The organism is Candidatus Villigracilis proximus, assembly GCF_016717045.1.
Taxonomy (GTDB): domain Bacteria; phylum Chloroflexota; class Anaerolineae; order Anaerolineales; family Villigracilaceae; genus Villigracilis; species Villigracilis proximus.
The window spans coordinates 286,337-303,177 of record NZ_JADJUO010000001.1 but is presented as its reverse complement, the minus strand read 5'-3'; the positions used below and the strand labels follow the sequence as shown (position 1 = coordinate 303,177).

Genomic DNA, 16,841 nt, shown 5'->3' with positions numbered 1-16,841 from the left:
ATGCTGATTGAAGCGCCTCAAACAGATTCTGGTCAACCTGCTGAATAACGCGGTTAAATTCACACCCGAAAACGGAAAAATAAAACTCGAAACAGAACCAGATATCAGGGCGGGCATGATGCGGTTCTCCGTCACCGATTCAGGCATTGGCATTACCGCTGAAAATCTGCAAAAATTATTCCAGCCTTTTGTACAGGTCGATAGCAGTTTGTCGCGTCAATATGAAGGCACAGGGTTGGGATTAACACTGGTGAAGAAGCTGGTCGAAATGCACGGCGGCAGTATAACGACGCAAAGCGAACCCGGCCGGGGCAGCCGCTTTACTTTTGAATTGCCGTGGAATTCAAAGACAAAAACTCTCACCAGCCGCGAACCGCTTGATGCCGCAGACAGCGAACACAATTCCTCTGCGCAGAAACTGCCCGCCGCCCCACGAAAAATTTTGCTCGCGGAAGATAATCAATCCAACATTACTGTGACTCGTGATTATTTGGAAAATCGCGGGTATCAGGTAGTTGTGGCCTATGATGGTGAAGAAGTACTTTCAAAAGCGGAGGAGTTTTCTCCTGACCTTATTTTGATGGATATACAAATGCCGCGCCTGAATGGATTCGAAGCAGCCAGGCGTCTCCGTGCCGCGCCGCAATTTGCCTCTGTTCCGATCATCGCACTCACCGCCTTTGCCATGCCCGGCGACCGCGAACGCTGCCTCGAAGCAGGCATGAATGAATACTTGAGCAAGCCTGTTCGATTAAAAGAACTTGTGCAAACGATAGAAAAACTTATCGGTCATGCGGCAAGCTGATGTTTCTTCCCTTCCACGGGATCAGGTGGTCCGTGCTGCTTACAAAAATGTTGGTCGTTGCGCAATCAACGGTTAAGCGTAGGGCGGGCGTCAAGTAGCTTTTGCAGGTCGGTGATAAAGTTACGGGAGTAAAGTGATTTCTCTTCTCCTCCTTTGTGAAAGAGAGCCGGGATAGGCGATCCCGGCTCTCTCGATTCTAAAACAAAACATAAAGGCAAAGAAAAAATGGGCGGTGTAATCAGTAAATCTGAAAGCAATAAAACTTTCACAACATCCATAAAACCGAGCATAACATTAAAATAACAAATCCCAAAAAGTCATCAGCTAATCAAATAAATTAGAGTAAAATACGAAACATTAATCAAAAATTAATCTGGAGATTTTATGTACAGCGAAAAAGTGCGTGAAATTTTAATAAAACATGGCCGCCTTTCCACTCCGGTCGATCAACTGGAAGATACCAGCGATCTCTATAATGCGGGGCTGACCTCTCTCGCCACAGTCGGCGTGATGCTGACCCTCGAAGAGGAATTTGATATTGAAATTCCAGACAGCCTGCTGGGGCGCAAAACATTCGGAAGCATTAACTCTATCATCGGGGTGGTTGAACAATTAAAAAATTCCAATCATTGATCGTACTGGAGAAAAAGCAATGGAGCATCTTGACCAGACCGGGATCGAACAACCTGCATTTGATAAATTATTACAGGAAGTGCAAAAAATCGGCGAAGAAGTGATGCGGCCCAACGCCGCAGACGTGGATGCGAAGGCGCGTTTTCCACGTGAAAGCATGGACGCTCTCAAGAAATTGGGATTGATGGGCGCATACATCCCGCAAGACCTGGGCGGCATGGGGTTAAACATCAGCCAGGTCGGCAGACTCTGTGAAACGCTGGGGCAATATTGCGGATCCACAGCCATGATCTTCGCCATGCATCAAATTCAAGTAGCCTGCGCAACCCACCACGGACTCACCAACAATCACTTCAGAGATTATTTAAAACAAGTTGCCGCAGGTCAACGACTGCTGGCATCCGCGACCACAGAAATGGGCATTGGCGGAGACTTGCGCTCCAGCATTTGCGCTGTGGAAGTGGAAGGCGATACATTTACCCTCACCAAAAATGCACCCGTTATTTCCTATGGCTCCGAAGCAGATGATCTCTTCATTACATCTCGCCGTTCACCCGATGCACCTGCAAACGATCAGGTGCATGTTGTTTTAAGGAAGACCGATTACGAATTGGAACCCACCATGAGTTGGGACACGATGGGTTTCAGAGGAACATGCAGTGAAGGCTTTATTGTCAAAGCCCACGGGAATATAAATCAGATCATCCCAACCCCGTTCGCTGAGGTGCTGAGCCACAGTATGCACCCCACCGCGCATATTCTCTGGGGATCACTCTGGCTCGGCATTGCCACAGACTCGGTCAACATGGCGCGCGCGTTCGTGCGGGATATGATGAAGAAGAATCCCAACGCGCCGCAAACTGCTTCGCTGCGACTGGCCGAAGTCCACTCGATCTTGCAGGAAATGCGGAACAACGTGCATGGCTGCGCTTTGCAGTATCAACAGTTATTGAGCGAGAACAATACCGACGGGCTGGATAGTTTTAGCTTCTCTGTCAAAATAAACAACCTGGAAAATTTCCTGCTCCACGTTGATCATTGAGATTGTCAGCCGCAGTTTGCTGATCTGCGGCATCGCGGGCTATCGCAACGACACAAAATACAGTCTCAGCCGTCATTTGCGCGATGCGTATGGCGCGTCATTAATGGTCAACAATGACCGCATTATGAATCACAACGCAACCCTGCTTCACATGCACCGTGGAGATTAACCATGTCACACACACACGACCATCTGGATGATATACAGGAACGCTATCAAAAAGAATTGATCGCCGCCGGTTTGTTGATCGAATCAGGCGCGCCGGGCGTGTATGGGCGCAGCGGAGTTTTCGAGCATGTCATCCAAACGTTTGATGAATATGTCAGAAAAGAGGGGCAGGCGCTCGGTCCAGAGGTGATGCGCTTTCCACCTGTCATCACCCGCGCGAATTATTTAAAAACAACGCACATTGAATCATTCCCCGATCTGATCGGTTCCATCCACAGTTTTTATGGAAAAGAAAAAGATCATTTGGAAATGTTGAGAAAAATCCAGGACGGCGAAGAATGGACAGGCGACCTCGGGCCGACCGCACTAATGTTGACGCCTGCCATCTGTTACCCGCTCTACCCCACCGCCAAAGATAGCGTGCTTTCTGAAAATGGACGGCTGGTTGATCTGGTTGGTTTTGCATTCAGGCACGAACCATCGAATGACCCCGCGCGTATGCAAACTTTTCGTATGCATGAATTTGTGCGCATGGGCACGCCCGAACAGGCATTGGCTCACCGCGATAACTGGCTCAAAAAAGGCGAAGAAATGCTGCGCGCACTCGAACTTGATGCAAAACCCGCGCTTGCCAATGATCCCTTCTTTGGCCGCGGCGGACGTGCCATGGTCGTTTCGCAGCGTGAACAGGAATTAAAATATGAGTTGGTGGTTGCCATCACCAGTGAAGAAAAACCAACCGCCATCGCTTCGAGCAATTATCATTTGGATCACTTCAGCCATCCATTTAATATTAAGTTGCAAAGCGGCGAACTTGCGCACACCGCCTGTGTTGGATTTGGTCTGGAACGCACTGCACTCGCTTTGTTTAAAAAGTTTGGCTTCGATCCAAAGACCTGGCCCGCCGCAACCAAAAACCTTTTGGGATTATGAAAAAATCCATTTTGCAGGTAGCTCCGCAAACCTATTCACGTCATCTGATTCACGGACCAGATCGAATTTGGGCGGAAACAAATTGCTACACCGATCTATGGATCGAGCTATTGCACGCGCTGGGGCATGAGCCAATCGCCGCGCTGCCGTTCACATTGGCAATCGACTTTGAAGGCGACCAGTGGACATTCTTTAAATTTCCGCTGGCCGATCTTTACGAACTCTACGGCTTGGATGTGCAGGAGCTCGCCATTTGGAAATCGCTTATCGAGCATGTCGAAGAACAGGTAACGCTCGGCAGGCCTGTGCTGGTTGAAGTGGATTCTTTTTATTTACCAGACACGCATGGCACCGCGTATCAAACCGCCCACACAAAAACAACCATCGCCATTGTTGAGATCGATGTTGAAAACAATCATCTTGGTTATTTTCATAATCAGGGATTTTACAATCTTAACGGAAATGATTTTACTCATCTCTTCCGCCTGCACATGCAGGATGATATTTATCTGCCGCCGTATGTTGAATTCGTAAAAGTTTGGGAAAACAAAAAAACGCAGGCTCAGCTATTGGAAACCTCCATCAATCTTTTGCGCCGCCAACTAAAATTATTGCCAACAAAAATCCATTTGACACGTTCACCACCCGCCTCACAAAAGATGTCGACTGGCTGACCGGCGAACCGATGGAAACCTTCCATCAATATTCCTTCGTCACCCTGCGTCAATTTGGCGCTGCTACGAGTTATCAAAAACTTATTTGCAATGGCTTGAGCAAAACGGACAGACAGGTCTCAGCGGCACGATTGAAATTTTCAACGAACTATCCACCAGCGCCAAGACAATTCAATTTCAACTCGCAAGAGCCGTCAGCAAAAAGAAACCGCTCGATCTTTCATCGCTTGAAAAAATGGGGCAATCCTGGCAAACTGCCATGGACATGCTACGCAACCTCTACAATTAATTTATGATGGAATTATCAAAGCAGTGGCGGATACAAAAGACACAATCCGGTCAGCATGAAAATCCTGACTGGATGAAAACCACGCATCCGACTCCGCCGTTACCTGCCACCGTTCCCGGCACAGTTGCCCAGCTGCTGGTTGACTCTCTCCACTCCCCCTCGAATCCATCTCTGATCTCGACGAATATGACTGGTGGTATTCCACCGATTTCGATCTTCCAGAAACGCACGCCAATCAGCATGAACTTGTATTCGACGGTCTGGCAACTTTGGCAGATATCTGGCTTAACGGTGTCCTTATCTTAAATGCGCGCAATATGTTTTTGCAATATCGCGTGGATATTTCAGAAAGATTGCAGGAAAAGAGATCAACTGGTCATCTGCTTTCGTTCCCTCGCCAATGCGCTCAAAGAAAAAAAGTCCCGCCCCAAATGGAAAACAAGATTGGTGGAGCAGCAAAACCTGCGCTGGTTTCGCACCAGTCTGCTGGGATACATCTCCGGCTGGGCATCATCCGCCAAACCGATCGGCCCGTGGAAAGGTATTCGTCTCGAGTCTGCGGAGACGGTAAAACTTAATGATCTGAGCCTGCAACCGTGGGCGAATCAAACTGACGGTCACATAAAAATAAAAGTGGATTTTAGTTTTTATAAATCCCAATCCTGTGAAATCATCTTTGAGATCAACAATAAAAAGCATATTTTGTTCTCAGGAACAACGCAAGACAAACACATCCACATTGACGAAAAACTTATCATTCCGCAGATCCAAACCTGGAATCCGCACACACACGGTAACCCAAAACTATATCAATACAGCTTATCCATTCAATTTGACGGCAAAGAACAAGTTCTACAAAACGGTCAACTTGGATTTCGGGATGTAAAACTAAACCGAAACGATCATTTATTTCAGTTGCAAATAAATGGGCAATCCATCTTCGCCCGCGGCGCCGTATGGACAGTCAACGACCTGATCTCTCTAACCGGAACAACCGACGATTTACGTCTCGCATTGGCCCTCGCCCGCGACGCTGGCATGAACATGCTGCGCATCAGCGGAACCATGATCTATGAACAGGATGAGTTCTACAATCTATGCGACGAGTTGGGAATCATGATTTGGCAGGATTTCATGTTCTCCAATATGGACTATCCGGTTACAGACGAAGCCTTTCATGAAAACATCACAAGTGAAGTCACTTATCAATTAAAGCGATTGAGCGCTCACCCATGTATTGTCATCTATTGCGGCAACAATGAAATAGAACAACAAGCCGCGATGATGGGAATCCCGGAAGAATACTGGCGTAACAAATGGTTTGGAGCAGAATTACCTGAATTGGTTCATCAACTTCACGAAAATTCAGTTTACGTTCCATCTACACCGAGCGAAGGAACACTTCCGTTTTACACAAGCGAGGGAGTCACCCATTATTACGGTGTTGGCGCATATCGAAGAGATATTCAAGATACACGCCGCGCAGATGTGAAATTTGCATCTGAATGTCTGGGGTTCGCAAATGTCCCCGAAGACAAGACCATCATAAAGTTATTGGGCGACTTGGATCTCACATCCAATCAACCCTTGTGGAAGAGTGGTGTCCCAAAAGATAACGGCTCTGACTGGGACTTTGAAGATGTCCGCGATCATTATTTGCGTGAACTATTTGACGTTGATCCAGATGAATTAAAAAATACCGACACAGCCCGTTATCTTCTGCTTGCCCGCATTGCAAGCGGTGAAATGATGAATCAGGTTTTTTCCGAATGGCGTTCGTCCAATAGCAATTGCGGCGGCGGATTGGTTTGGTTCTATAAAGATTTACTGCCCGGTGCAGGCTGGGGCGTGGTGGACAGTGACAATGCTCCCAAAGCAGCCTATTACTATTTAAAGCGCACATTGCAGCCAATCAGTCTGGTAATTACAGATGAAGGACTGCAAGGGCTGCACCTACACGCGATAAACGAATCCCCGCGTCCATTTACAGGTCTGCTCGAATTCCGCATGCTGCAAAATGAAAACGTGACCGTTGCCAGAGCTGCCAAAGAAATATCGATTGCGCCGCATTCAAGCATCACCATCCACGCCGAGGAACTTCTGGGTGGTTTTTATGATACTGCCTATGCATATCGTTTCGGTCCGCCCAAACACGATGTCGCCTGTGGCAGCTTGAAAAACAGCGCCGGGGAGATCATTTGTCAGCAGTTTCATTTTCCTCTAAAAAAAACATTTCCGCATATACAGGCGGAGATCGAAGCCGCGGCGTGGTGGAAGGATGATGGATACCAGCTGTCCATTTTGTCAGATCGTTTTTTACATGCCATACAAATTGAATGTGAAGGCTTCCTTCCTGACGATAATTATTTTCACCTGATGCCCGGCGAGCCGAGACTGGTCAAGTTAAAGCCTGCAAGTCACGCCTCTGAAATTCCACAAATATTTATGTGGGCGGCAAATACACGGGAATTCATAAAAATTTTAATTCGATTGATTTTTATCTTATGCAGAACAACACAAACAGTTCAACGATCCAACGTATCCCTTTTACATCGAATCCGGCAGGGATGTTTTACTTTCCTGGTGTCATCTGCCTGAGAAGCCAACAAACCACGCTGTGATCATTTGTCCGCCTGTGGGGCATGAATTCATTAATTCCTATCGCGGATTACGTCACCTGGCAGGCGGGCTGGCTGAAGCCGGTCTCACAGTTTTCAGGATCGAATATCAGGGAGTTGGCGACTCATCCGGTTTGGATACCGACCCCGACCGGATGAAAAATTGGCTCAAAGTATTGAACATGCCTACGAATTTGTAAAACAGCGCGGCGTCGAACACATTAGTCTGGTGGGCTTGCGCATGGGAGCAACGCTGGCCGCCACACTTGCCGAAACTCTGGAGTTGGAAGCGTTGTTATGTTGGGTTCCGGTGGTGGAAGGACGGCGCTATATCCGCGAAATGCTGGCACTACAGAAAACGGGAGAGAATGCCGGTTTGGATGTTGACAGCTCCTCGCTGGAAGGCGGCGGGTTCTTAATCACCCGTGAAACCATGAATGAGATCACATCCATTTCACTCGGGCAGATCAATCCGCAAAAAGCAAAACATGTGCGCTTATTCAACGGCCCGGATATGCCGGTCCCGAATGAGTTGATCGAACGCTGGTCTTCCACGCTTAAGAATTTTCAACATACCAGCCTGCCGGGCTACGCAGATATGATGAGTTTGCCGCATCACAGCCGGGTTCCGCTTGATGCCATTCAACAGATCACGGATTGTCTGTTGAATATTTCAGTTGAAAAAAAAGAGATCAGCAGAACGCCCTTCCTTGCATTGGAACATCATCAGGAAACCCGTTTTGATTGTTACACCTATGGCTCCTCGGCCAAAGAAAGCATGGATGCTGGCGGGGGCTTCCCCGTGGCCGAAACGATCTGCCGATTTTCCAACGAAACATTGTTTGGGATCTTTAGCCAGCCTTTGCTGCGCGACGGTGAGAGAAAGCCCACCATTCTGCTGCTGAATGCGGGTTCGGTACATCGCATCGGACCCAATCGAAATTATATTTATATTACCCGTCAATTATTGTCGATGGGTTTTCGTGTGATGCGCATGGACTTTCTGGGGTTGGGCGACAGCGTTCATCCAAATCCCGCAAAGGAAAATGACCCCTATCTGCCTGAAGCGCTGGAAAATATTCGGGATGCCATTCAATATTTGAAAGATACCTTTGGCGTGCAGGAAATCATCCCCATGGGGTTATGCTCCGGCGCGTATGCGTCTTTTCAAACAGCGCTGCACCTGGATGATGATTCCATTCAGGAAATCATCCCCGTCAACCCGTTGACGTTTCACTGGCGGGAAGGCATGTCACTGGATGCCTCACCCGCCGAATATTACATGGACTGGGGCGCGTACCGTCAATCGATGTGGAAAAAAGATCGGTGGAAGCAGTTATTAAGAGGCGAGAAAAATATTAAGCATATTCTTAAAACCCTGCCCATGGTGCTGGAGTTAAAAATCATTGCCATCTTTAAACCGCTCGTCAATCGCCTCAGAAGATTAATGGGCGCCCGGGATGTTGAAGACCTGGCATTAGACCTTGAACTGATCTCAAAAAAAGGGGTCGCCATTCGATTCTTTATTTCAGAATCTGACCCGGGATATCAATTATTGATCGAAGGCGCCGGAAAGACGGTAAAAAAATTAATGGAAAAAAAAGTGGTTGAAGTATCCTTTATTCCAAAAGCCAACCACAATTTTTCTTCACACCTGGGCCGCTCACGTCTGCTGGCGCAGGTGGGCCAATATTTCTCTTCACGCTATCGTTAACCGCATGGAGAGAATTTTTATCGTTGCGCAATCAACGGTCAAACGTAGGGCGGGCGTCAAGTAGTTTTTGCGGTTCAGTGATAAAGTTACGGGAGTAAGGTGATTTCTCTTCTCCTCCTTTGTGAAAGAGAGCCGGAATAGGCGATTCCGGCTCTCTTGATTCTTATCAGGTAAAATGCAATGATGACCAACGAAAAAGAATATCTCCCAAAAATTGCAATGTCCATTCAAGCGCACCCTGACGATCAGGAATTTTCAATCGCGGGCACACTCGCAAAATGGGTCAAAGCAGGATGCAAAGTCATCTCCGTGCTCATCACCAGCGGCGACTCGGGTTCCAATGATGTCACCAAAGGCGCAGACTACAAACCAGTGCTGGCGAAATTACGCGAAGCCGAGCAGTTGCAGGCAAACCACACACTCGGGATTCATGAAACTGTTTTCCTGCGCTATCCAGATGGAGAACTCGTCGCAAGCCTTGCCTTAAGAAAAGATTTGACCCGCCTCATCCGCATTCACAAACCGGATGTCGTCGTATCAGGCGACCCTTCGGGCTGGTTCTACGGCAATGAATATATCAATCACCCTGACCATCGCGCCGCCGCCGAAGCCGCCACCTACGCGGTCTTCCCGTCCGCTGGGACCCGGTTGATGTTCACCGACCTGCTCACAGCGGGGTATGAACCGCACAACGTCAAACGGCTGTACATCCACGGCGCTGAAAAATCCGATACGTGGGTTGATATCAGCGAAACCATTGACCTGAAAATCGAAGCGCTGAAAAAACATATCAGCCAGTCAGATACGCACGATGTTGATAAATGGATCTATAGCTGGGCAAAAGATGAAGGCAGGGAAAAAGGACTCGACTTTGCCGAAGCCTATAAGGTGATGATCTTGAAAAAAGAGGAAGAAGAACAGTAATCAGTAATCAGTAATCAGTAATCAGTAATCAGTAATCAGTAATCAGTAATCAGTAATCAGTCTTGAGATAGCAGGGTATCCTTACTGCCTAACTCAAGACTGATTTTTTTATTTAACTCAAGTTGCTGCCTTGAAATTACTTCATCTTATTAGACCCGTTTTCGCCGCGAACACTTGCGCCGCGCGCCACATCGTCCCGATGTATTTTCGGGAGTGCGGTGTTACACAGATTTTCGCAAATTCAAGAAAAAAATCCGTGTAAATTAGCGACATAGTGCCTGTAAGGTAAATCTGCAGCGATGGATTTGTACGGTAGAGAATTATTTAAAAGAACAATCCGCCGATCAAAGCCGAAGCGAGGGTCATGGTTACGTTATCAATATCTTTGTAATGCAATGACTCAACCAATGCGCCCGCGAGCGCAATGAGTGTGATCGGAAAAAGATAATTGGTAAACGGGCCGCTAAAAATTCCCGCGATTACATAAATAAAAATAAGTGCAGCCGCAAACACCCAGCCGCCCGCAAAAACGCTGATCGTGCCCGCGATGGATTTCTCCTTGCTCCACGGAAGTTTTGCAGATTTGATCTGACGTCCGATAATATCGGCAATGCCATCGCCGCCGCACATCATCATCAACGCAATAATACCCACCGGAGAATCCTTCCAATAGACCACAGTTAACACCACGAACATGATGCCGTAATAAAGCGGGCCGCGTAAAATTTCTCTGGGATCGCCCGTGCGCGACATGGCTTTAACAGACGCTTCATCTTTTATCACGCCAAAACCGATCAATGCGAATTGCAGCGTGATCGCAAATGGCACCAGCGCCGCCAGCCAGCGCGCATCTGGCGTATCGCGGAAGAGAAACCAGCACAGCACGAACAAAGGTCCTGTACCAATATGAATAACCTTGCGGCTGAGTTTACTGTCCATCCAACCGCGCTGGGCAATGTAATCCATCGAACGTAAAAACAACATTGAAAGAGCAAAGGTAATAACGAGGGCGATATAGTTGTTCACGAAAGACTCCGGAATGATTTGATGATTTGATGCTTCGGTAGTAAAACACGCATGTCTGAAAAAAGATATTCCCTATTAATATGCTAAAATCCCTTTATGCAATTTGAGGTTTTCACTCTCCTGCCCGAAGTATTCCCTTCTTACATTGATACCAGTATTATCAAACGCGCCCGTGAACGGGGATTGATCACAGTGCGTGTCCACAACATCCGCGATTATACCCACGACAAACATCACATGACCGATGACACCCCGTACGGCGGCGGCGGTGGAATGGTGATGAAGCCCGAGCCGATCTTCGAAGCCATTGAATCCGTTTTGGGAGTCGATGCCTCCTTCGACGACAGCCTCGAAGAACGCGAGGCTTCCGCTCAGGATGTAAACATTCCAATCATTTTGCTCACCCCGCAGGGACGTGTCTTTAACCAAAGCATCGCCCAGGAACTTTCACAACACGATCGCATTGTTTTGATCTGCGGCCGCTATGAAGGCTTCGATGAGCGCATCCGCGAACACCTCGTGACCGATGAAATTTCCATCGGTGATTATGTATTGACCGGCGGAGAATTGCCCGCCCTTATCATGATCGACTCGATCTCGCGCCTGCAGCCTGATGTTCTTGGTGATCCCACCGGCGCACAGGATGACTCACACGCCATGGGACTGCTCGAATATCCGCATTACACACGTCCGCCTGAATTTCGCGGCTGGAAAATTCCCGAAGTCCTGCTTTCAGGCGCTCACGCAAAAATTGATAAATGGCGTCGTGAACAGGCTTTATTACGCACATATAAAAAAAGACCCGACATGCTCGAAAAAGCAGACCTGAGCAAAGAAGATAAGAAGTTTCTTGAAAAACTAAAGAATGAAGAAGAACGTGAAGTGCGAGAAACAAGTGATGAAGAATGAGAAGTGAGAAGTAAAAAGCACAAATCAACAGACGTGTAACGTTCGACACCCGACCTTCGACCTTAGACTTTCGACCTCATAACCCTCATAAACATCACAAACCCTATATCCCTTACACCAACGGAGGAAAACATGGCAACAAGATTGAACTACGGCAAAACCTTCCTGCTCGGCTTTGGTTTTTTGGATTAAGTGTCGTCTGGGGCGTGTATAACGCTTTTGTCCCCATCTTTCTTTCAGAAAAATTCGGACTCTCGCCCATCGTCGTCGGCTTCTTCATGACGCTGGATAACATCGCCGCGCTCTTTATTCAGCCGCCCGTTGGCGCATGGTCTGATAAATTACGCTCTCCACTGGGGCGGCGCATTCCCTTCCTGTTGATCGGTGCGCCCATCACCGCTGTTGCATTCGGGTTGATCCCATTGCCCGCAGCGCTGCCCTTGTTTGTAGCCTGTACCAGCACCTTGTTATTAAGCGCGGCATTTTGGCGCACACCGATCATCGCGCTCATGCCCGATATCACACCTTCAGAATTCCGCTCACAGGCAAATGGCATCATTAATTTTTATGGGCGGTATTGGCACGATCATCGCCCTCCAAACAGGCGGCTTACTCTATAAGATGAGTCCCAACTTTCCCTTCTGGCTTGGATCAGGTCTTGTTTTAATTTCTGCGCTGGTTGTATATCTCTTTATTGAAGAGCCAAAAGAATATGGTCAGGCAGAAAGTCAGCCGGGCATGTTGGAGAGCTTGCGCGAAGTGTTCACCAACGAAGACAAAAGCGGACTACGCATCCTGTTCGCCATCTTCTTCTGGTTCATCGGTTTTTCAGCCGTGGATACATTCTTCACGCTCTATGCAAAAAATCACCTTGGCCTGTCTGTAGGTGACGGCGCAACATTACTCTCGGTGCTCCCCCTGTTCTTTGTATTGTTCGCCATCCCATCCGGGTGCATCGCCGGCAAGATCGGACGGCGCAACACAATTTCCATGGGCTTGATCATTATTTCCATCATCCTTGTACTGCTTTACGTCACACCTGCCAGCGCCCTGCTGACCAGTATTGCACCCCTGCCGCTGGTGGGAATTCCACTGGTGGAAGGCGGCCCGCGTATGCTCACCCTCGCGGGCGTACTGCTCATCTTCGCAGGCGCAGCCTGGGCTTTTGTCAATATCAACTCCCTGCCCATGATCGTGGATTTAACCAGCGCGGCACGCATCGGCACATTCACCGGTTTATATTATTTATTCTCCACCTTCTCTGCGATCATCGGTCCCAACCTCAACGGCTGGGCGATCGGGCTCACGAATAACAACTACAACATCATCATGCTGATCGCGCCCGGATTTATGCTGATCGCGTTATGGCTAATGCTCGGCGTAAAACATGGAGAAGCAGTGAAATAGTGCAAGGATAAATAATGAAGGATCAATTACGAATTGGGGTACATTGGTTTATTCTGACGATTGCAGCGCTAGGCCTCCCCGCCTGCGCGCAATCGTCAGATTGTTTTCGCAAAGATGTCTTTTGTGCGGGGCTGGTAACAGACACACTGGGCATTGACGATCACGGCATTAATCAAAATACCTGGGCAGGGCTGGAAGATGCCAAATTAAATGGCGATGTTGACCACATTGATTATATTGATTCCATAGACACGCGCGATTACGAAAAGAATATCGCCTACTTCGCCGAAAAAGGCTATGACGTAATTCTCACCACCGGCATTGGCTTGAACGAAGAAACGCTGCGCAGTGCTGACCTGTATCCTGATACTGTTTTCGTCGGCATGAATCAACCGCATGAAGAAGTGCGCCCGAATATTATTCCCGTCACATTTGCGGAAGATCAAATGGGATTCGCCGCCGGAGCATTGGCAGCGCGAATTTCAGAGACGCAGGTCATCGGTGCGGTATGTGAGACATCAGGCATTGATTCAGTCTGGAGATACTGCGAGGGATTCCGCGCAGGTGCGCTGTTCGCCAATTCGCTGACCGGCAGAAATGTAAAAGCGCTGGTGATCTATCGTGAGAATGGGGATCGCGAAAATCTATTCATTGATGAGGCCTGGGGCTACGACACGGCGCAGGAATTAATTCAACGCGGAGCAGATGTGATCTTTGCGGCGGGCGGCGCCACGGGTCAGGGGGCATTGCGTGCGGCGGACCAATCTGCGGTGAATGCGATTGGTACAGAACGGGATCAGGGTGCGGTTTTGGCAGAATCAGGCTCTCACGTAGTCACCTCTATTTTTGGGCGTGCCCGTTTCGAGGTCCAGAATATGATGCGTCTGCTGAAGAGTGGAGATTCCTATCAGCCTGATTTGAGTCAAATTGAGTATGTGCCGCTTCAGGGGATTTTCCCAGAAAGCCTGACTCTGGAAATGGATAATTTACTTTTTGCGCTGCAAAACGGGGAAATCAAGACGGGTGTGTCTTTTGAGAGGCCGTAAAGTTGTTCAGGCTTGCACAATAAAAAAATAAGACGTATACTTGCCGAGTCGTAAGGCTCTGCTTTTCAGGCAGAATGCCGTAAAACCCTTACTCTTCTAGGAGAAGAAAAAATGAAAAGCTATACTTTGTTATGGCCCTGTTGATCGTCGCTTCGATGATCCTCGCGGCCTGTGGCGCCCCTGCCACTGAAGCCCCAGCTGCTGGCGCTACTGAAGCCCCTGTCGCTGCTGCTACCGAAGCGCCTGTCGCCGAAGTAACTCTTGACGATTGTGTTAAGGAAGAAGTCTTCTGCGTGGGTCTCGTGACCGATGTGGGTAAAGTCAATGATAAGTCCTTCAACCAGTCTGCCTGGGAAGGCGTTCAACAGTCTCAGGTTGATGGCTCGGCTGATTTGGTTCAATTCATTGAAACCGCTGATGCCAAAGACTACGCCAAGAATATCGCCACCTTTGGTGATGCCGGCTTTGATGTGGTCGTAACCGTTGGTTTCGGTCTCGGTGAAGCTACTCTTGCCGCTGGCGTGACCTACCCTGATGTTAAATTCATCGGTGTCGATCAGTTCCAGGCCTGGCAGTTCACAGAAGATACCGCTGACGATTCAGCCAATGTGACCGGTTTGAACTTCCCTGAAGATCAGGCTGGCTTCCTCGTTGGCGCTCTCGCCGCGATGATGTCTGAGAGCCATGTCATTGGCGCCGTTTGCGGTACCGATGTGGTTCCTCCCGTGTGGCGCTATGGTGACGGCTACAAAGCCGGCGCCCTTTATGCCGATGGCATGAACAGCACCACCACCGAAGTTCAAGTTGTGTACCACAGCGATGTGGGTTTCGATAAGACTTTCACCGATCCTGAATGGGGCGCTCAGACCGCCAAAGCCATGATGGACAACGGCGCAGATGCAGTCTTTGGTTGCGGTGGTTTGACCGGTAACGGCGCCATCACCGCCGCCGCTCAGGCTGGCAAGTACGCCATTGGCGTGGATGCCGATCAATACCTGACCCTGCCCGAAGCTGCTCCTCAGATGCTCTCCAGCGCGATGAAACTCATCGTCCCTGGTGTTGCTGAATTGGTTGCTCAGGCGAAAGATGGTTCAATTGCTGCCGGTAACTACACTGGTTCCGCTGGTTATGCCCCTTACCACGATCTTGATGGCGCAGTTTCTGACGAAGTCAAGGCCGCCATGGAAGAGATCAACGCTGGTTTGCTTGATGGTTCCATCACAACTGGTGTTGCTCCTGCCAAACCCTAAGTTTTAGTTTTACCTGTAATAAAAAAGGGAAAGAGGTTTAGGCCTCTTTCCCTTTTCGTTTTAAGGGGTCTTCCGTCTCCGGCAGAAAAACCCTTACTATGAAGAACTGCACAGGTTGCATAAGGGGTGTTTTTGTTTTTTCCTTTGTGGTTTAAAAAAGAATATCCATAAAAAACGGTGAAACCGTTTTAAGCGAGCTTGATTTTCAAGAAAGAAAAGACTTGTTTGATATAATCTTTCCATAATTCACAAGTTCCACTGGAGCGAAGGATGCAATCAGAAAAGCAGTCAATTTCGCGAGGCAAAAAAATACTACAATCGATCCTGGATGCAACACTGGTCCCATTTTTAGCCATTTTCACCGCAGTTGTGATCGGCGGCGTGATCATTAAAATGGTGGGTGGGAATCCATTTGAAGCGTATATGGGATTGATCGAGGGGTCACTTGGCTCAAAAAAGGCTTTAAGTGAAACGGCAATCTGGGCCACGCCGTATATTTTCGCCGGTCTGGCAGTTGCGTTGGGATTTAAAGGCGGTCTGTTCAACATCGGCGCGGAAGGTCAATTGGCCGTCGGCGCTGTTTTTTCAGCCTTGATCGGCTATGCTCTGCCCCAATGGCTTGGCTACGACCTGCCTGCCATCGTCCACATCCCTTTGGCTGTCCTCTTTGGCATGTTAATGGGCGGTCTTTGGGCGGGTATCGTGGGTGCGCTTAAGGCATACACCGGCGGACATGAAGTGATCAACACGATCATGATGAACTATATCGCGTTGAATACAACCTCCTTTCTGCTCAATGGCATTATGAAAGATCCAAGCCCGACGAATGTCATTGCCCGTACGCCGTTGATCGCAGAAAGCGCGCGCATCCCTCCGATCTTTGACGGGTTGCGGGTTCACTGGGGATTTGTACTGGCTCTGCTGATCGCTTTCCTGGTCTGGTGGGTGTTAAATAAAACCACACTCGGCTTTGAAATTCGCACTGTGGGTTTAAACCCGGATGCGGCCAAATATGCGGGGATCAATGTAAAGCGCACGATCATTCTCACCATGGCGCTTTCAGGTATGCTGGCGGGGCTGGCAGGCTCGATCGAAGTCACTGGATTAAACTATCGGCATGAACTCGGGTTCTCAATCGGCTACGGGTATGATGCCATTGCAATTGCCCTGCTTGGGAAATCCCATCCACTGGGGGTTGTGTTGGCGGCCTTTCTATTTGCTGCCATGCGCAATGGAGCCACCCGTATGCAATTCCTGACTCAACTACCCGTGGATTTAATATCCATGCTGCAAGCATTGATCCTGCTCTTTGTGGCAGCAGATGCCATTGTGCGCTATATCTATCGTATTAAATCCAGAGGCGAGCGCGTTGTCCTCACCCGTGGTTGGGGAGGCTAGGAGAC

At 48.7% G+C, this 16,841-nt stretch carries 17 protein-coding genes and 2 pseudogenes; 18 read left to right on the top strand and 1 reads right to left on the bottom strand.

Going from position 1 to position 16,841, the window contains the following annotated elements; translation table 11 throughout:
- Positions 1–7: 7 nt before the first annotated feature.
- The 12 genes and pseudogenes from IPL71_RS01600 (at position 8) to IPL71_RS01545 (ending at position 9,800) form a co-directional block, all read left to right on the top strand.
- Positions 8–805, top strand: coding sequence for an ATP-binding protein (locus tag IPL71_RS01600; RefSeq protein ID WP_345318224.1), 798 nt, complete (start codon positions 8–10; stop codon positions 803–805).
- Positions 806–1,189: 384 nt separating this feature from the next.
- Entirely contained in the window at positions 1,190–1,438 is a 249-nt protein-coding gene (locus IPL71_RS01595; protein WP_345318223.1) for an acyl carrier protein, read from the top strand.
- Positions 1,439–1,457: 19 nt separating this feature from the next.
- Positions 1,458–2,480, top strand: coding sequence for an acyl-CoA dehydrogenase family protein (locus IPL71_RS01590; RefSeq protein ID WP_345318222.1), 1,023 nt, complete (start codon positions 1,458–1,460; stop codon positions 2,478–2,480).
- On the top strand, positions 2,470–2,649 hold the full coding sequence (locus IPL71_RS01585; RefSeq protein WP_345318221.1) for a hypothetical protein: 180 nt from the start codon (positions 2,470–2,472) through the stop codon (positions 2,647–2,649). The genes IPL71_RS01590 and IPL71_RS01585 overlap by 11 nt, the downstream gene beginning before the upstream one ends.
- A gap of 2 nt (positions 2,650–2,651) precedes the next feature.
- Positions 2,652–3,581: an amino acid--[acyl-carrier-protein] ligase gene (locus tag IPL71_RS01580; protein WP_345318220.1), complete on the top strand. Its 930-nt coding sequence runs from the start codon at positions 2,652–2,654 to the stop codon at positions 3,579–3,581.
- The gene (locus IPL71_RS01575; RefSeq protein WP_345318219.1) at positions 3,578–4,255 is read left to right on the top strand and encodes a DUF1839 family protein; all 678 of its coding nucleotides are present in this window, start codon (positions 3,578–3,580) and stop codon (positions 4,253–4,255) included. Before IPL71_RS01580 ends, IPL71_RS01575 begins: the two co-directional genes overlap by 4 nt.
- Positions 4,150–4,544, top strand: a pseudogene (locus IPL71_RS25725) (DUF1839 family protein). The gene IPL71_RS01575 and the pseudogene IPL71_RS25725 overlap by 106 nt, the downstream one beginning before the upstream one ends.
- A gap of 167 nt (positions 4,545–4,711) precedes the next feature.
- Positions 4,712–4,906: pseudogene (locus IPL71_RS25720) on the top strand (glycosyl hydrolase 2 galactose-binding domain-containing protein); the annotation flags it as partial.
- Between the two features lie 85 nt (positions 4,907–4,991).
- Positions 4,992–7,142, top strand: a complete 2,151-nt coding sequence (locus IPL71_RS01560) for a glycoside hydrolase family 2 protein (RefSeq protein WP_345318785.1) — start codon at positions 4,992–4,994, stop codon at positions 7,140–7,142.
- Between the two features lie 19 nt (positions 7,143–7,161).
- A complete protein-coding gene (locus IPL71_RS01555; protein ID WP_345318217.1) occupies positions 7,162–7,362 on the top strand; it encodes a hypothetical protein in 201 nt (66 codons plus the stop codon).
- Complete coding sequence (locus IPL71_RS01550; protein ID WP_345318216.1) at positions 7,326–8,876, top strand: alpha/beta fold hydrolase; 1,551 nt, start codon at positions 7,326–7,328, stop codon at positions 8,874–8,876. Before IPL71_RS01555 ends, IPL71_RS01550 begins: the two co-directional genes overlap by 37 nt.
- A 180-nt stretch (positions 8,877–9,056) precedes the next feature.
- Positions 9,057–9,800 (top strand): PIG-L deacetylase family protein, encoded by a 744-nt coding sequence (locus IPL71_RS01545; RefSeq protein ID WP_345318215.1) that lies wholly within the window; start codon positions 9,057–9,059, stop codon positions 9,798–9,800.
- Between the two features lie 324 nt (positions 9,801–10,124).
- Here IPL71_RS01545 and IPL71_RS01540 read toward each other — a convergent pair whose 3' ends face one another.
- Positions 10,125–10,826, bottom strand: a complete 702-nt coding sequence (locus IPL71_RS01540) for a diacylglycerol/polyprenol kinase family protein (RefSeq protein WP_345318214.1) — start codon at positions 10,824–10,826, stop codon at positions 10,125–10,127.
- Between the two features lie 96 nt (positions 10,827–10,922).
- On the opposite strand from IPL71_RS01540, the gene trmD reads away from it, so the two are divergent.
- From trmD to IPL71_RS01510, 6 genes are all read left to right on the top strand, one after another.
- A complete protein-coding gene (trmD, locus tag IPL71_RS01535; protein ID WP_345318213.1) occupies positions 10,923–11,735 on the top strand; it encodes a tRNA (guanosine(37)-N1)-methyltransferase TrmD in 813 nt (270 codons plus the stop codon).
- Positions 11,736–11,758: 23 nt separating this feature from the next.
- Positions 11,759–12,355, top strand: a complete 597-nt coding sequence (locus tag IPL71_RS01530) for an MFS transporter (RefSeq protein ID WP_345318783.1) — start codon at positions 11,759–11,761, stop codon at positions 12,353–12,355.
- Positions 12,285–13,142 (top strand): MFS transporter, encoded by an 858-nt coding sequence (locus IPL71_RS01525; protein ID WP_345318212.1) that lies wholly within the window; start codon positions 12,285–12,287, stop codon positions 13,140–13,142. Before IPL71_RS01530 ends, IPL71_RS01525 begins: the two co-directional genes overlap by 71 nt.
- Before the next feature lie 14 nt (positions 13,143–13,156).
- Entirely contained in the window at positions 13,157–14,188 is a 1,032-nt protein-coding gene (locus IPL71_RS01520; RefSeq protein ID WP_345318211.1) for a BMP family ABC transporter substrate-binding protein, read from the top strand.
- Between the two features lie 131 nt (positions 14,189–14,319).
- Positions 14,320–15,438, top strand: a complete 1,119-nt coding sequence (locus IPL71_RS01515) for a BMP family ABC transporter substrate-binding protein (protein WP_345318210.1) — start codon at positions 14,320–14,322, stop codon at positions 15,436–15,438.
- Between the two features lie 270 nt (positions 15,439–15,708).
- On the top strand, positions 15,709–16,836 hold the full coding sequence (locus IPL71_RS01510) for an ABC transporter permease (RefSeq protein WP_345318209.1): 1,128 nt from the start codon (positions 15,709–15,711) through the stop codon (positions 16,834–16,836).
- Positions 16,837–16,841: the final 5 nt, after the last annotated feature.

What these genes read in the sequence shown, in the direction of transcription:
- IPL71_RS01520 (WP_345318211.1), top strand. Translation starts at nt 13,157, where the DNA reads ATGAAGGATCAATTACGAATTGGGGTACATTGGTTTATTCTGACGATT.
- IPL71_RS01525 (WP_345318212.1), top strand. Translation starts at nt 12,285, where the DNA reads ATGGCATCATTAATTTTTATGGGCGGTATTGGCACGATCATCGCCCTC.
- IPL71_RS01575 (WP_345318219.1), top strand. Translation starts at nt 3,578, where the DNA reads ATGAAAAAATCCATTTTGCAGGTAGCTCCGCAAACCTATTCACGTCAT.
- IPL71_RS01595 (WP_345318223.1), top strand. Translation starts at nt 1,190, where the DNA reads ATGTACAGCGAAAAAGTGCGTGAAATTTTAATAAAACATGGCCGCCTT.
- IPL71_RS01580 (WP_345318220.1), top strand. Translation starts at nt 2,652, where the DNA reads ATGTCACACACACACGACCATCTGGATGATATACAGGAACGCTATCAA.
- trmD (WP_345318213.1), top strand. Translation starts at nt 10,923, where the DNA reads ATGCAATTTGAGGTTTTCACTCTCCTGCCCGAAGTATTCCCTTCTTAC.
- IPL71_RS01545 (WP_345318215.1), top strand. Translation starts at nt 9,057, where the DNA reads ATGATGACCAACGAAAAAGAATATCTCCCAAAAATTGCAATGTCCATT.
- IPL71_RS01590 (WP_345318222.1), top strand. Translation starts at nt 1,458, where the DNA reads ATGGAGCATCTTGACCAGACCGGGATCGAACAACCTGCATTTGATAAA.
- IPL71_RS01515 (WP_345318210.1), top strand. Translation starts at nt 14,320, where the DNA reads ATGGCCCTGTTGATCGTCGCTTCGATGATCCTCGCGGCCTGTGGCGCC.
- IPL71_RS01510 (WP_345318209.1), top strand. Translation starts at nt 15,709, where the DNA reads ATGCAATCAGAAAAGCAGTCAATTTCGCGAGGCAAAAAAATACTACAA.